The organism is Fructobacillus americanaquae, assembly GCF_024029775.1.
Taxonomy (GTDB): Bacteria; Bacillota; Bacilli; order Lactobacillales; family Lactobacillaceae; genus Fructobacillus; species Fructobacillus americanaquae.
Genome location: NZ_CP097122.1, coordinates 1,055,001 through 1,070,243 on the forward strand (window position 1 = coordinate 1,055,001; position 15,243 = coordinate 1,070,243).

The 15,243-nt window shown below is 44.0% G+C and carries 15 protein-coding genes (1 of these 15 cut by a window edge); 12 read left to right on the plus strand and 3 right to left on the minus strand.

The features are described 5' to 3' along the window. From rsmG to M3M36_RS05270, 10 genes are all read left to right on the plus strand, one after another. Nucleotides 1-488, plus strand: partial view of a 16S rRNA (guanine(527)-N(7))-methyltransferase RsmG gene (gene rsmG / locus M3M36_RS05225; protein ID WP_252773534.1) — the 3' portion only. It extends 229 nt beyond the left edge of the window; the window shows 488 of its 717 coding nt (coding positions 230-717); its start codon lies off the left edge, out of view; it ends in the stop codon at nucleotides 486-488. A 19-nt stretch (nucleotides 489-507) separates the two neighbouring features. Beyond that, nucleotides 508-1,266 (plus strand): ParA family protein, encoded by a 759-nt coding sequence (locus M3M36_RS05230; RefSeq protein WP_252773535.1) that lies wholly within the window; start codon nucleotides 508-510, stop codon nucleotides 1,264-1,266. Then, entirely contained in the window at nucleotides 1,259-2,158 is a 900-nt protein-coding gene (locus M3M36_RS05235; protein ID WP_252773536.1) for a ParB/RepB/Spo0J family partition protein, read from the plus strand. Before M3M36_RS05230 ends, M3M36_RS05235 begins: the two co-directional genes overlap by 8 nt. Nucleotide 2,159: 1 nt before the next feature. Then, a complete protein-coding gene (locus tag M3M36_RS05240; RefSeq protein ID WP_047975534.1) occupies nucleotides 2,160-2,363 on the plus strand; it encodes a DUF951 domain-containing protein in 204 nt (67 codons plus the stop codon). 33 nt (nucleotides 2,364-2,396) lie between these two features. Further along, on the plus strand, nucleotides 2,397-3,497 hold the full coding sequence (gene ychF, locus M3M36_RS05245) for a redox-regulated ATPase YchF (protein ID WP_252773537.1): 1,101 nt from the start codon (nucleotides 2,397-2,399) through the stop codon (nucleotides 3,495-3,497). A gap of 27 nt (nucleotides 3,498-3,524) precedes the next feature. Continuing rightward, nucleotides 3,525-4,232, plus strand: a complete 708-nt coding sequence (locus M3M36_RS05250; RefSeq protein WP_252773538.1) for a DUF1129 domain-containing protein — start codon at nucleotides 3,525-3,527, stop codon at nucleotides 4,230-4,232. Between the two features lie 3 nt (nucleotides 4,233-4,235). After that, a complete protein-coding gene (locus M3M36_RS05255) occupies nucleotides 4,236-4,925 on the plus strand; it encodes a response regulator transcription factor (RefSeq protein WP_047975531.1) in 690 nt (229 codons plus the stop codon). 2 nt (nucleotides 4,926-4,927) lie between these two features. After that, a complete protein-coding gene (locus tag M3M36_RS05260; RefSeq protein ID WP_252773539.1) occupies nucleotides 4,928-6,055 on the plus strand; it encodes a sensor histidine kinase in 1,128 nt (375 codons plus the stop codon). Between the two features lie 4 nt (nucleotides 6,056-6,059). Then, entirely contained in the window at nucleotides 6,060-7,385 is a 1,326-nt protein-coding gene (locus M3M36_RS05265) for a D-alanyl-D-alanine carboxypeptidase family protein (protein ID WP_252773540.1), read from the plus strand. A 108-nt stretch (nucleotides 7,386-7,493) separates the two neighbouring features. Then, nucleotides 7,494-8,837: a glucose-6-phosphate isomerase gene (locus M3M36_RS05270; RefSeq protein ID WP_252773541.1), complete on the plus strand. Its 1,344-nt coding sequence runs from the start codon at nucleotides 7,494-7,496 to the stop codon at nucleotides 8,835-8,837. A 125-nt stretch (nucleotides 8,838-8,962) separates the two neighbouring features. Here the strand turns inward: M3M36_RS05270 and M3M36_RS05275 are convergent, their stop codons facing one another. Next, complete coding sequence (locus M3M36_RS05275) at nucleotides 8,963-9,580, minus strand: GntR family transcriptional regulator (protein WP_252773542.1); 618 nt, start codon at nucleotides 9,578-9,580, stop codon at nucleotides 8,963-8,965. A gap of 169 nt (nucleotides 9,581-9,749) precedes the next feature. On the opposite strand from M3M36_RS05275, the gene M3M36_RS05280 reads away from it, so the two are divergent. Together M3M36_RS05280 and M3M36_RS05285 are read left to right on the plus strand one after the other, a co-directional pair. After that, nucleotides 9,750-10,940, plus strand: coding sequence for a quaternary amine ABC transporter ATP-binding protein (locus M3M36_RS05280; protein WP_252773543.1), 1,191 nt, complete (start codon nucleotides 9,750-9,752; stop codon nucleotides 10,938-10,940). Next, complete coding sequence (locus tag M3M36_RS05285; RefSeq protein ID WP_252773544.1) at nucleotides 10,933-12,639, plus strand: ABC transporter permease/substrate binding protein; 1,707 nt, start codon at nucleotides 10,933-10,935, stop codon at nucleotides 12,637-12,639. The genes M3M36_RS05280 and M3M36_RS05285 overlap by 8 nt, the downstream gene beginning before the upstream one ends. Nucleotides 12,640-12,770: 131 nt before the next feature. Here the strand turns inward: M3M36_RS05285 and M3M36_RS05290 are convergent, their stop codons facing one another. Continuing rightward, nucleotides 12,771-13,994 carry an ABC transporter permease gene (locus M3M36_RS05290; protein WP_252773545.1) on the minus strand — a complete coding sequence of 408 codons (1,224 nt, stop codon included), beginning with the start codon at nucleotides 13,992-13,994 and terminating at the stop codon, nucleotides 12,771-12,773. After that, on the minus strand, nucleotides 13,987-14,883 hold the full coding sequence (locus M3M36_RS05295; RefSeq protein ID WP_252773546.1) for an ABC transporter ATP-binding protein: 897 nt from the start codon (nucleotides 14,881-14,883) through the stop codon (nucleotides 13,987-13,989). The genes M3M36_RS05290 and M3M36_RS05295 overlap by 8 nt, the downstream gene beginning before the upstream one ends. Between the last annotated feature and the right edge of the window lie 360 nt (nucleotides 14,884-15,243).

Here is a 15,243-nt window from a genome sequence, read left to right on the forward strand (position 1 = left end):
ATATTGGTTCTGGTGCCGGCTTCCCGGCAATTCCTTTAAAAATTGCTTTACCAAACCTAAAGGTGACGCTGATTGATTCTTTGAACAAACGGGTTAACTTTTTAAAAACAGTTGTTGCAGATCTCGGCTTAAAAAATGTAACGGTTTTGCATGGTCGTGCTGAGGACTTTGGTCAAGACCAACACATGCGTGAAAGTTTTGATTATGCCACGGCCAGGGCTGTTGCGCGCACTGCCGTTTTAGCTGAGTACACATTGCCGTTTGTTAAACTCGATGGACAACTTTTGGTGATGAAGGGGTCGGCTGGTGAAGACGAGTTGCAGGCCGGTCAAAAGTCTTTACAGACACTTGGTGGTCAATTCCAGGAAAGCTTCACTTTCACCTTACCAAATCAGGATCCACGAATGATTCAGATTATTGCTAAGGTACAAAAGACACCAAAGAAGTATCCAAGGCAGGCCGGTACTCCTAGCAAAAAGCCATTATAAAAGAAAAAGGAGCCAGCAGATGGCAAAGATTATTGCTTTAGCCAACCAAAAAGGTGGGGTTGGCAAGACAACAACAAGTATTAACCTGGGTGCTGCCTTGGCAAAAGCTGGTAAGCGGGTTTTGTTAGTTGATGCCGATCCACAGGGAAATGCAACCTCTGGTGTTGGTGTTGACAAATCAGAATTAGAGAATGATGTTTATGAAGTCTTGATTAATGGCGTTGCCGCTCAGGACGCTATTGTTGGTGCCGATACTTTGGATATTTTACCAACGACGATTCAGTTGTCAGAAAGTGAAGTACAGTTAGTTGATCTTCCACGACGAGAATTTCGCTTAAAGGATGCACTAGCACCATTGGCTGATCAGTATGACTATATTTTGATTGACAATCCGCCTTCATTAGGACTTTTGACGATTAACTCCTTCACAGCAGCCGATGCGGTTTTGATTCCAGTCCAAACGGAATTTTACGCTTTGGAGGGTTTGGGGCAATTGCTCAATACGATTGAACTTGTTCGTCAAGGTCTAAATCCTGATTTGGAAATGGCCGGTATCTTATTAACGATGTATGATACAAGAACAAATTTGGCAAGACAGGTGTCTGAGCAAGTACGCAAGTACTTTGAAGACCGGGTTTACCAAACGGTTATTCCGCGGACAGTTCGGTTGTCGGAAGCACCTTCGTACGGCCAGGCGATTATTGATTTTGACCCAAAGTCACTCGGTGCACGGGTGTATACCGAATTTGCTAAGGAGGTCATGGCGCAGTATGGTTAATAAAAGAGGTGGATTGGGTAAAAACATGGATTCGCTCTTTGGATCCAATGGTATTTCAAAGGAAGCTTTGGCCCATTCAAAAACAGTTAGCCGCAATCCGGATGCAGGGGAGAAAGTTGTTTCGCTTCCCTTAGACCAAATTGAAGCCAACCCGTTTCAACCGCGGCTGCACTTTGATGAAGAATCGATCAAAGAGCTCGCTCAGTCAATTAAAGAAAATGGCATGTTGACGCCGATTATTGTTCGTCAAAGCGGTGTTAAGTATCAAATTATTGCTGGGGAGCGTCGTTTCCGCGCAACTAAGACTTTGCCGGTGAAGGAAATTACCGCGATTGTTCGAGCAACCAATGACGATACCATGGCGACGTTGGCACTGATTGAAAACTTGCAACGCGATAACCTGGACCCGATTGAAGAATCACGGGCCTATGCCAACTTGATGGCCCAGTTGGATTTAAACCAAACTCAACTGGCTGAAAAGTTAGGAAAAGAACGGACAACGATTGCCAATGCTTTGCGCTTGTTAAGGTTACCCAATCAGGTTCAAGACTTGGTGCAAGCTGGTGAACTTTCCATGGGACAAGCCCGGGCCTTACTCGGTTTGGAAAAAGAAAGTCAGATGAATGCTGTTGTCCAAACGATCTTGAAAGAACAGTTGAATGTCCGCCAGGTTGAAACACTGGTCAAGAGAGTTAACGCCGGTGACCAAAAGCCTGCCAAAAAGGTTGAATCGCCATTTGCTAAGGATTTAGCAAATCGGTTAGAAGATAAATTTGGCACAAAGGTCAAGGTCAACACCGGTTCAAAGGGTGCAGGAAAGATTGAAATTGCTTATCTTTCAGAACAAGACCTGGCTCGAATCTTAAGTATTTTATCAATTGAGGTAGACTAAAATGGCGCAATCAATTGAATATGGTCTTGGTGACCTAGTTGAAATGAAGAAGCCCCATGCTTGCGGAACGAATGCTTGGGTGGTCAACCGACTTGGGGCCGATATTAAAATTACCTGTTCGAACTGTAACCGGACAATTATGTTAACCCGGTTTAACTTTGAAAAGCGCTTGAAAAAAGTCTTAAAAAAGGCCGAAGAAGATTGATTTTTACGGTTTAAGACGAAAGGATAAATAGACATGGCTTTAACAGCTGGAATCGTTGGACTACCTAATGTTGGTAAGTCAACACTTTTTAATGCAATTACAAAGGCTGGTGCAGAAATGGCAAATTACCCATTTGCCACCATTGAACCAAATGTTGGAATTGTCGAAGTGCCAGATGATCGCTTAGCGCGGATTCAAGAAATTGAACCGGCTGATAAGATTATTCCAACAACATTTGAATTTACCGACATTGCCGGTATCGTAAAGGGTGCTTCCAAAGGTGAAGGACTTGGAAACAAGTTTTTGGAAAACATTCGCCAAGTGAATGCTATTGTTCACGTTGTCCGTGCCTTTGATGACGATGAAATCATTCACGTTAATGGTAAAGTTGATCCACTTGATGATATTGACACCATTAATACTGAGTTGGTCCTAGCTGATTTGGAAGCAGTCGATAAGCGCTATGCGAAGGTTGCTCGTGCTGCGAAGGGATCCGATAAAGTTGCTAAGGCAGAAGCTGCTGTTTTGGAAAAGATTAAGCCTGTCTTGGAAGCTGGCAAGGCCGTGCGGACGGTTGATTTCTCAGAAGAAGAAGAAAAGGTCGTCAAGGGCTTATTCTTGTTGACATCAAAGCCAACGCTTTATGTTGCCAATATCGCAGAAGACGATATGGCGGATCCAACCAACTCGCCTTACTACCAAAAAATTAAGGATTTTGCTGATTCTGAAAAGGCTGAAGTAATTGCCTTGTCAGCCAATGCCGAAGAAGAGATTGCTCAGCTAGATGACGACGAAAAGGCCGATTATTTGGAATTAGCTGGTGTTCAAGAACCTGGTTTGAACAAGCTGATTCGCTCTGCTTACCACTTATTAGACTTGCGAACATTCTTTACTGCTGGTGGCAAAGAAACGCGGGCATGGACCTTTAAGGCCGGATACAAAGCTCCACAGGCTGCTGGTGTGATTCATTCGGACTTTGAGCGTGGATTCATCCGGGCGGAAACGATTGCCTTTGCTGATTTGGACGAATATGGGTCTGTTAAGGCCGTTAAAGAAGCTGGTAAGTTGCGATCAGAAGGAAAAGATTACGACGTTCAAGACGGCGATATTATCGAATTCCGTTTCAACGTATAATAAATTTAAAGGACGAAAGACAGTAAGATGACGCAAGTAGATTCGCAATTAAGCAAGAAGAATCAAGACTTTATTTTCCGATTTAAGAAGGGCTTGGCGGAAACTGACAAGCTCAGTAACGAACGCAAGGAAGAAATTGTGCAAACGATTTCTAAAAAGCTTTACGTCGGTCAAAAGGCAGGAAAAACAGCTGCGCAAATGTATGGCTCACCAGCTCAACTTTTGCAAGAGTATTTGAATCCCCGCCGCTTAGCTAAGAAGTTCCACGATTATTCCTTTACATTCTTGGCCACTGATACGGCCTTGGTCTTAGTGATGTTCTTGTCTGGTGTTTTCGCTATTACAATGAGTTTTGGCAAGAGTTCAAGCGAAAGCCAAGGAATCGGTGTTGTCTCAAGGCTCTTGCTATCATTCTGGGGTGGTGCGATTTATACCCTGGCAATGCAACGTTTGGTGCCTAATCCAAAGGACAAGCATCCAAAGAAGAAAATGCCGACTTGGTTGTTACTGATTGTTGTTGCGATTTTGTGGGTCGCCGGTTTCACGGCCTTCATGTTTATCCCGACGGTGGTTAATCCGATCTTGCCTCTCTTTGGTAATGTGCTGGTCTTGGCTTTGGCTTGGTTAGCTTACCTGTTGAACCGTAAGCATGCTGGATTGGAACACGGTGGTATTTTAGCTATCTCAAAGTTGTCTCAACAAGCACGGGTAGATGAGGCTAATCAAAAGGAGTAAGGGATGAAAATCTTAGTTGTCGACGACGATCAAGAAATTGCTGAATTATTAGAAATTTACTTGAAAAATGAAGGCTACGAACCCGTGATTGCACAAGATGGGAAAGAAGCCCTTTCAAAATTAAATACTAACCCGGATGTTGCTTTAATGGTCTTGGACATTATGATGCCCAATATGTCCGGCTTAGAAGTGTTAAAGGCTGTTCGGAAGGACACGCATATTCCAATTTTGATGCTTTCGGCTAAGTCTTCTGATATGGACAAGATTCAGGGACTGATTTCTGGAGCCGATGACTACGTAACAAAACCTTTTAACCCTTTGGAAGTGATGGCTCGGATTCGTTCGCTTTTACGGCGGTCTCAAAACATGGTCCAAGAGCAAAAGCCGGATGTTTTGTCGGTGGCCTCTTTGGTTATCAATAAGGATTCCCACGAAGTGAAGACCACAAGTGGTGATTTGGTTAATTTGACGGCCTTAGAATTTGGAATTTTATACCTCTTGGCTTCTCATCCAAACCGCGTGTTCTCTGCCGATGATATCTTCGAACGTGTTTGGCAACAAGAATCTGTTGTTTCTGCTAAGACAGTTATGGTGCATGTTTCTCATTTGCGCGATAAATTAGAAGAAGCAACCCATGGTGACCAGGTTATCCAGACTGTTTGGGGTGTTGGTTATAAGATTGAAGTGAGTTAATTATGGTCAAGAAAAGTACAATTCTGGCGCAAACCGTTTTGTCATTAATTTTGGCTACTTTGACCTCCGCTGGCCTTGCCTGGGTGTTGGTTTTTGACCTCTTACAAGACAAAATGAATTGGTCAGCTCGGCAAAGCTGGCCTTTTTTTTACATTGTGTGGCTATTGCTATTGGCTATTTGGTTAATTCATCTCTGGCGCCGCAGTCGGGAACGTTTGTTATTGCTCAACCTGGCAAAACGACTGTACACCCTTGCTAATCATCCTGATCTTGGTCACAAGTCGAATGGCCATGATGAGTCGGACTTGCCCGAAAACCAAGAACAACGTCAGTTACCAACCTATAGCAACCAAGCACGGCAACTCACGGCTTTAGTCGATCGAGTAGTGGCCGAGTTCAATTTGGCCCATGAGGAACAGTTAGCCGTTGAAAAATCGAAGGATGAGATGATGACGAATATCTCTCACGATTTGCGGACGCCACTAACAGCCATTATTGGTTACCTAGGTTTGGTGGTGACGCCAAATTCGCCTTTATCAGAAGAAGACCAGGCTAAGTATTTAAAGACGGCTTATTATAAGTCCAACCAGATGAAGACATTAGTTGAAGACCTCTTTGAGTTTGCCAAGTTGCAAACAACGCAGGTAAGTTTGAATATCACCGATTTCTCGCTTGGTGACCTCTTTGATCAGGTCCTTGCGAATTATGCCATGGAGGCGGAAAATCGGCACCTGCGCTTTGCAACTAATTTAGACCCAAGTGTGATTGTGATGGCTGGTGACTCGGATAAATTAGCCCGGGTTTTGATTAACTTGGTTGAAAACGCATTGAAATATGGTCAAGGTGCTAGTTTTATTAAATTAACTGGTCAAGTCAGGGAGGCTGGATTGGTGGAAATCAGGGTCATTAATGATGGTCCTGCTATACCTGCTCGTTCGGCTAATCATATTTTTGAGCGCTTTTACCGAGTGGAAGAATCGCGCAACAGCAAGACTGGTGGTACGGGCTTAGGGCTCGCAATCGTGAAGGGCATTATTGACCAGCACAACGGTCAAGTAAAAGTCGAATCAGATGAGACGGCCACGGCATTCGTCATGACCCTCCCACTGAAACAAGTGAAAGAAGAATAGAGTGATGAGTGAAAAGCCAATGTATCGGTTACACGCCGCTAATCGAAAGAAAAAACGTGGGCGGTTTTGGGCCATCCTAATGGCCGTTTTGGTCTTAGCGATAGCCATGATAGGGGCAGGCCTGTATTTCTTGGTACCAGATGATGTTAAATCGTCGATTCAAGCCACGAAAGATCAGCCGGTTAGTTTAAATGTTGATGCCACCTCAGCTGTGGTAATTGATTTAACATCAGGCCAAGTTTTGGGTGAAAAGGATGCCAATAAACAAGCACCGATTGCCTCTGAGAGTAAAATGTTGGTGGCTTACGGCGTCTTAAAAGCAATTGAAGATAACCAATTGAAGTGGACTGACCAGGTAACCGTGCCGGCTAGTGCCGATCTTTCAGCACAAAATGCAGATGCTATTTCCCATTTGAACATGAAGACGGGTGATAAGCTTTCAGTACGCGACCTCTATTGGGCAATGTTTACTAATTCTGCCAATGATGCTGCGCTGACCTTAACGGCTGCCTTGACCAAGCCAGGACAAACGGCACAAGAAACGCTTGAATCCTTGGCAAGTGACCTGAATTTAAAGGGAACTGAATGGTATAACGGTGCTGGTTTGACAAATGGTGACTCTTATAACAATAACGAAGTTACTTCCGCATCTGATTCAGCTGCAAACCATGCATCAGCGATGCAGGTTGCTCAAATTGCTAAGAAGATTATGACAATGGATCCGACCTTAAAAACTGTGACGACCAATCCAACGATAACTTACACAAAAAACAAGACCGTCAAGGTGACGGAGACGTCTGATTTTGGTCAAGGATTTGCCAACATTATCAAAGGCTTGGATAATGAAAACGGCTTGAAAATACTTGGGTTAAAGACGGGTTCGACACCAGAAGCAGGGGCTTGTTTTACGGGTTATGTCGTTGACCAACAGGGACATGAGTTCTTGACAGTTGTGAACAATGCTGCCGATTACACGGATACAAAGCAACGGTTCCAAACGACCATTGATATGGTTAACCAGGTCTTGGCTAAAAAGAAAGCGTATACTTTTACGGCAGGTAAGCAACTGACAAACCACAAGACTGTTGGTGTTGATCATGAGGATCAAACAGTTGCCGTACAAGTAGCAGCAAGCAAGACCTACTGGACAAGTTTGAAAAAATCATTAAAGATACAGCCATTGAAAGACTTGAAGTCTCGCCCCGATGAAAAGAGTACCAACGTGGTGACCTATGCTAAGCCGGAATTGAAGGCGACCTTCCTGCCAGGCCTTGCTGACACGGATAAAGAAATTCCCTTACAGGTTTTGACGGCAACAGCTCAGAAATAGTTTAAAAAATTTGACTAATTTTTAGTCACAGCGTTAACTTTACCGTAAAGGGTGCTATAATAAAAATAGTGAAAGCGTTTACTTTCCGAACAGAAAGGGGTATTCTTCATGGCAGCAATTCATTTTGATTCGAACGGTTTAGAGAATTTCATTGCAGACAACGAGTTGGATGAAATTAAGGATCAGGTCCGCTTTGCGCATCAGACATTGGTGAACAAGACTGGCGCGGGAGCTGACTTTACTGATTGGTTCCACTGGGCTTCGAGCCAAGACCAAGCTAGCTTGGCACCGATTCATCAGGCGGCGGACGCGATTAAAAAGAATTCTAAAGTTTTGGTAGTGATTGGAATTGGTGGTTCTTATTTGGGATCACGAATGGCAATCGACTTTTTGAAGTCACCCTGGCATAACGAATTAGTTCAGGGCGATGAGGTCAAGGTTTACTTTGCCGGTAATGCGATGTCGCCAATGGCCTTAGATGAATTGGACCGGGTAATCGGTGACCAAGATTTCTCTGTTAACGTGATTTCAAAATCAGGAACCACGACGGAGCCAGCTGTTGCCTTCCGGTTCTTTAAGCAACGCTTGGTAGCTAAGTACGGTGAAGAAGGTGCCAAAAAACGTATCGTGGCAACGACAGATGCCAAAAAGGGTGCTTTAAAGAACGAGGCCACTGCCGAAGGGTACCAAACATTGGTCATTCCTGATGGCATTGGTGGTCGATTCTCTGTTTTGTCAGCTGTTGGTTTGTTGCCGATGGCAGTTGCCGGAGTTAATATTGAAAATGTTTTGGCCGGTGCAGCAGCAGCTGAAAAGACGTATAGCAGTGACGATGTCCATGACAACCCAGCCTTAGCCTATGCGGCTTACCGCCGAATTCTTTACGATAAGGGTTATACAACTGAAATTTTGGCTAACTGGGAACCATCGCTGCAATACTTGTCAGAGTGGTGGAAGCAGTTGATGGGTGAATCAGAAGGAAAGAACCAAAAGGGCATTTATCCTTCATCGGCGAATTACTCGACTGATTTGCATTCTCTTGGTCAATATATTCAAGAAGGTCGTCGTGATCTCTTTGAGACAGTTGTTCGTATTGACCATTCAAAGCATGATTTGCCAATCCCAAAGACTGGTAATAATGAAGATGGCTTGCTTTATTTGGAAGGAAAGTCATTGGAAGAAGTGAATAAGACTGCTGCGACTGGCGTTGTCTTGGCCCATGTGGATGGCGGTGTACCAAACTTAGCCGTTTTTTTGGATCGTCAAGATGAAGCTGGTTTGGGTGAATTGATTTACTTCTTTGAATTAGCTGTAGGTGTTTCAGGCTACCTCTTTAACATCAACCCATTCAACCAACCTGGTGTTGAAGCCTATAAGACGGCGATGTTTGCCCTTTTGGACAAGCCGGGCTATGAAGAACAAAGTCAGGTTTACCACGACCGGTTAAAGTAAGACAAAATAAAAACTAGAAACCAAATTTGCATGTGATGCGACTGGGTTTCTAGTTTTTTTGTCTAATGAGCACAGAGCTAAAAAATCGTTATTAGCTGATTTTGCAGAGACTGCTTTGTTGGCAGTTAGACAGCAAAGAATTGGTGGATGGCCTCAACCGTCTTGTCAGAACCAACGAAGTAGATAGTATCACCAGGCATGATATTGGCATAGGGGCCGGGAGACAAGGTGATTTCATCTTCGTGAAGAATGGCAATAATCGTCGCTCCGGTATTTTGCCAAATATTCAAAGACCCGATCGATTGGTTGAGCATCGGTGAATCGACTTCGGGAATAAATTCGTAAGGGGACATGGGATTATTCTTGCGCACACGTTGGGTTTGATCCAACAGGAGTGAAAAACCTTCCTCTAAATTAGCTAGGTCCTCTTTTTGCTTGGCGATTAAGCTTTTAATTTCGCTGTGAGTAGTTTGTAGATCGCGACTCTCTTTGGCTTGATTGAGAAATTCGTGGGCCTTTTCCCGGGAAAGGACTTCGACGCCAGAACCGTGAACAGGCTTGACGATATCGAGATCGGCTAGCACGGAAATTGCCTTGCGGGCGGTTTCAGCGGAAACGCCAAAGGTTGCGGCCAAGGTTGACCGAGCATGGAGCTTTTCGCCAACGAGAAATTGTTTATTAACGATGTGCTCAGCAATTTCCTGAGCGATTTGGTGATAACGGGGTTCTTTAACTTTCGGCATAACCGGTGTCCTTTAAAAGAATTAGTGAATAAATATTCTAATTTGACAAAAGTGACCACTAGTGTATGATAATAGAGTGGTCACTATTGACCACCGCTTAAATCCACAACGGTGGTCACTTATTTAGTTTATTTTAAATGAGCAGGATAGTCAACTAATAGGAGGGTTTATGCCAAAAGTTCAGATTAAGCATTTAACCAAAATCTTTGGAAAGCGTCAAAAGGCTGCTTTGAAGATGGTTGAAGAAAATAAATCTAAGAACGAAATCTTTGAAAAGACTGGCTCAACGGTTGGTGTTTACGACATTAACCTTGATGTCAATGAGGGCGAAATCTTCGTCATCATGGGGTTGTCAGGTTCTGGAAAGTCGACGTTAATTCGTTTGCTCAATCGCCTGATTGAACCAACTAGTGGGGAAATCTTTTTGGATGGGAAAAACATTACCCATTACAACAAGAAAGAGATGCTTGATATTCGACGGAAGAAAATGTCGATGGTCTTCCAGAATTTTGCCTTATTCCCACACCGGACCATTCTGGAAAATACAGAATTTGGTTTGGAAATCCAAGGTGTGCCAGCAGCGGAACGGCGCGAACGTGCCGAAAAGGCCTTGGAACATTCGAAACTTTTGTCATTTGAGGACCAATATCCTTCACAGCTTTCGGGAGGGATGCAACAGCGAGTTGGCTTGTCACGGGCATTAACGAATGACCCTGACATTCTCTTGATGGATGAAGCCTTTTCTGCCTTGGATCCATTGGTTCGTCACGAAATGCAAGATGAGCTCTTAGACTTGCAGGCAACGGTGAAGAAAACCATTATTTTTATTACCCACGATTTGAACGAGGCTTTGCGTTTGGGTGACCGAATTGCCATCATGAAGGATGGTCAGTTACAACAAATCGGTACTGGAGAAGAAATTTTGACTAATCCAGCAAACGATTATGTTGAAAACTTCGTTGAAGATGTTGATCGTTCAAAGGTTTTGAATGCAGAATCCATCATGATTCCTGGCTTAACAATCAACGCTGATACGGATGGACCAAACGTTGCCTTACACCGGATGTCAGAAGAAGAAGTTTCTGGCTTGGTTGCCGTCGATGGTAACCGAAAGTTTGTTGGGTACGTGACATCTGACGCGGCCGTGAATGCTCGTCGTGAAAAGTTGACTCTGCGTGACGTGATCACAGCAATGCCAACAGTAACGCCTGACACGGTTGTTTCAGACATTATGCCAATCATTTATGACGCCCACACGCCAGTGGCCGTCGTTGATGAAAATCAGAAGCTTCACGGTATTATCATTCGTGGTGCCGTGATTGAAGCGTTAGCCCAAACGGAAGGAGACAATAATGATTAATTTATTATCAGTTGCCAAACTCCCAATCGACTCCTGGGTAACCGATGGGGTTAACTGGTTAACAAAGAATCTGTCTGGATTTTTTACAGCGATTCAAAATAGTGGTTCCACTACGATGGATGGCATTACGAATTTCTTAACAGCGATTCCAATGCCAATCTTCATCATTGCCTTGGCATTGATTTCATGGCTGTTGACGCCTAAGAAGTATGGTCAACCACTCTTTATTTTGATTGGTTTGGCCTTGGTGGCTAACCAAGGATTATGGTCTGACTTGATGCAGACTTTGACACTGGTCTTGATGGCCTCGGTTGTCTCTTTGGTTATTGGAATCCCAATGGGGATTTGGACGGCTAAGTCGCCAAAGGCCTACATGGTGATTAAGCCGATCTTGGACTTTATGCAGACCATGCCTGCCTTTGTTTATTTGATTCCAGCCGTTGCCTTCTTTGGTATTGGTGTTGTGCCTGGGGCCTTTGCCTCTGTTATCTTCGCCCTGCCACCAGTTGTGAACTTCACTTATCTTGGGTTGCAACAGGTGCCAACTGATTTGGTTGAAGCCGCTGACTCATTTGGGGCAACGACTTGGCAAAAGTTGTTCAAGTTGGAATTACCAAATGCGAAGAACACGATTATTGCTGGTGCTAAGCAAACGATTATGCTGGCTCTGTCAATGGTTGTGACGGCTTCTATGATTGGTGCACCAGGACTTGGTCGTGGTGTCTTGTCAGCTGTTCAACACGCCGACGTTGGTTCGGGATTTGTTAATGGAATCGCCTTGGTGATTTTGGCTATTATCATTGATCGCTTTGTTCAGCGTCTGAACACAGAGCCCGTCTCTGCACCAAAGTGGCGTAAGTTGGCTACTTGGGCAATGTTGGCCGTGATTGCTATCGCCGGTATTGCTGGTAGCATCACTGCTCACCAAGCTTCAGGCAAGAAAGTCAATATTGGTTATGTTGAATGGGATTCTGAAGTGGCCTCAACGAATGTTTTGGCTGAAGCAATGCGTCAGCACGGCTATGATGTGACGATTACCCCACTTGATAACGCCGTGAACTGGCAATCAGTTGCTAACAAGCAAACTGATGCTACGGTTTCAGCCTGGTTGCCAAATACTCACAAGGCTTTGTACGCTAAGTATAAGAATGATGTCGATTTGCTTGGTCCTAATTTGAAGGGGGTTAAGTTAGGTTTGGTTGTGCCAGATTATATGGATGTCAACTCAATTGCAGATTTGACCAACCAAGCAAACAAGACCATTACGGGGATTGAACCTGGTGCCGGTGTGATGGCTGCCGCACAAAAGACGATTGATTCTTATGGTAACCTTTCTGGTTGGAATTTGCAGGCATCATCATCTGGTGCAATGGTTTCAGCATTGGATAAGGCTTATAAGGCTAAGCAACCAATTGTCTTGACTGGTTGGTCACCACATTGGATGTTCAACAAGTACAAGTTGAAGTACCTGGCTGATCCAAAGGGAACAATGGGATCACAAGAAACAATTAATACTGTTGTTCGTAAAAACTTGAAGCAGACGAACCCTGATGTCTACAAGGTGATGAAGAACTTCCACTGGACACAAGATGACATGCAGACGGTTATGCTTGATATCCAAAACGGTAAAACGCCTACAAAGGCTGCCGACGATTGGATTAGTAAGCACAAGTCTCAAGTGAACGCTTGGTTTAAGTAACAATTTGAATCAGGTTCGCCACCGTTTTGATGGTTAATTAAAAGCGACCCAAGCAATTTGATTGCTTGGGTCGCTTTTTGATTTGGGTTACTGTCGGTAAGCCTGGAAGAAGCTGGGGCTGATTTTACCGTTTAAGAGTGCTTGAGGGAAGCTAATAGTTGCTTCAAGATATTTTCATCTGAATAGGACAAAACGTTTTTAGCGTAAAGTTTTTGTCCATATTGAGCAAGCGCCACGAGAGCAATGAGCGAAATGGCCAATGATAGAAGAGCCTGCCACCAGCTGGCATATTGGTTGGCAAGCAAGCTTGGCATTGTTGATTGGGCCATGAAGGGGATATAGGCAAAAATACGAACGAGAATGTTATTGCCACCATTTGAAGCTGAAGCAAGACCAACAATATAGGGAATCATGGCCAGGGTCGTGACGGGGACCATGGCTTGAGAAACTTGTGAATTATCATTGACTAATGAAGCTGCAATGGCTGCTAAAATCAGGTAAAGGCCAGTGGCAACGATGATGAAAATCAAAGAATAAATTAGAAAAGCTGGGGTCAAGGCAGTCAAGTAGGAAAGGGCCTGCTTGACCACTGCAATTTTTTGACCGAAAAGGTTGGTTCCTATTCCTAAGACCACGTAAGAAAGCAGTTGGGTAACCAGAAGACCAGTGATACCTAGCAGCTTACCGAAGTATTGTGCCCTAGAAGACGAGGCTGCTAATAGGGTTTCCATAATTCGTGACGATTTTTCATTGGCAATCTCATTACCAATTAAGGATGCATAGGTCGAAACAATGACTAAGACGATAATCGTTATAGCAACTGAAACAGCTGCTTTTGCAGCCTGGTTATTGTCGGCGTTTTCTTGACTAGCGTGACTTTGCACAGTTGTTTTCAGGCTAAACGGTGTCATCAATGCTGCGGTTTGTTTGGGGGTTAGACCATAATTTTCAGCCTGATTCATCAAAAAAATCTTGCTTAAGACCGCTTGTAATTGATCTTTATCAATTTTCGGCGCTTTTGGCTGCATCACTAATGTTCCTTGATCAGCATTGAGAGTAAGGATGCCGTCAATGCTTTGCTTTTGTAAAGCCGACTGTGCAGAGTGGTCATCGGTAATTGATGAGACCTTGATATTGAGCTTGCTAGCTGTTTGGCTGATGGCCTCACGACTATTGGCCTGTCCAATAACAGCAATTTTGGCTGGTTGGTCGTTTGAAAAGTAGCTAATTCCGTAGCCTAGAAGACCAGCAGCAGCAATTAAAAGGATAGGTGAGATAATTAACCACCAAAAAGATTTTTTCTTAAGGCGACTGAAGTAGGTGTGCTTGGCTACGAGAAAGGTTAGATTAGTCATTGGTGCTGACCTCCGTTTTAAAGATTTCGGCTAGAGTGGGTGGCTGTTGTGAGAAGGCGGGGATGTACCCATTACTGGTCACCGCCTCGAAGATGGAATGTCCAACCGCTTCAGAGTCTAGTGTCAGCAGAAAGCCACCATCTTTAGCTTCGACATGGTTGACGCCGGTCATTGCTAAATAGTCTGATTTTGTTAAATGAGGCGCTTCAACATAAAGACGGGTTCGGCCAAACGATTCACGAATTTCCTGAACAGGTCCTTGCAGGACGGTTCGACCCTTTTTAAGCATTAGGAGTTGGTCTGAAATTTGGCTAACATTATCCATATTGTGCGATGAGAAGATAATCATTGTGCCACGATCTTTGAGACGCTGAATTTCGTCCATAAAAATGGCAGCATTGACAGGATCTAAGCCAGAGAAGGGTTCATCGAGAATCACAAAGTCTGGCTCGAAAATCAGAGCCATAATCATTTGGATTTTCTGGGCGTTTCCTTTTGATAGAGATTGGACTAAGTCCCCTGGTTTTCCAACGACTTGTAAGCGGTCTAGCCAGTCTTGGAGCGCTACTTTTGCCGCTTTTTTGTCCATACCATGTAATTGGGCAAGGTAGACGACCTGTTCTTCAATGGTCTGTTTTTGATAGAGCCCGCGTTCTTCGGGTAGAAAGCCAATTTTTCGACTTAAATTAGCATCGATTGGATGTTGATCCCAGGCAATCGTACCTTCGTCAGCCTGGATAAAGTCTAAAATCATCCGAAAAGTGGTGGTTTTGCCGGCACCATTTTGACCAATCAAGCCGAGAACTTCACCTGGTTGAAGGGTGAAGGAAAGATTGGCAACGGCTTGGTGACTGCCGAATGCTTTTGATAAGTTGGAAATGGTAATCATGGTCTGCTCCTGACATCTCTAATTTAATGGATGAATTGGGTTTAACTTAGGCTATTCAACAAACGTGGAATAGTTATTTAATACCAAAAATTGATCTTCATCACTTGTTCGAATATTCTCATTATCTCATAGTTTTTCTTTGGGTTCGACAGTAATTGAAGAGAGTTCGGTGTTGATGAAAACGGCTCTTGGGTTGGTGGGTCAGTGTAAATTGGTTGTTAGCTGGTGTCTTTGAGCCTGACAGTCACAAATTTGTGATACAGGCTCTGGTCAAAGGGGGTAACAAGGTAACAATAACGTTTGTTATACCAATAATTTGCTAATAGCAAACAATGCTAAAAAAATAATTGACGGGTGGGC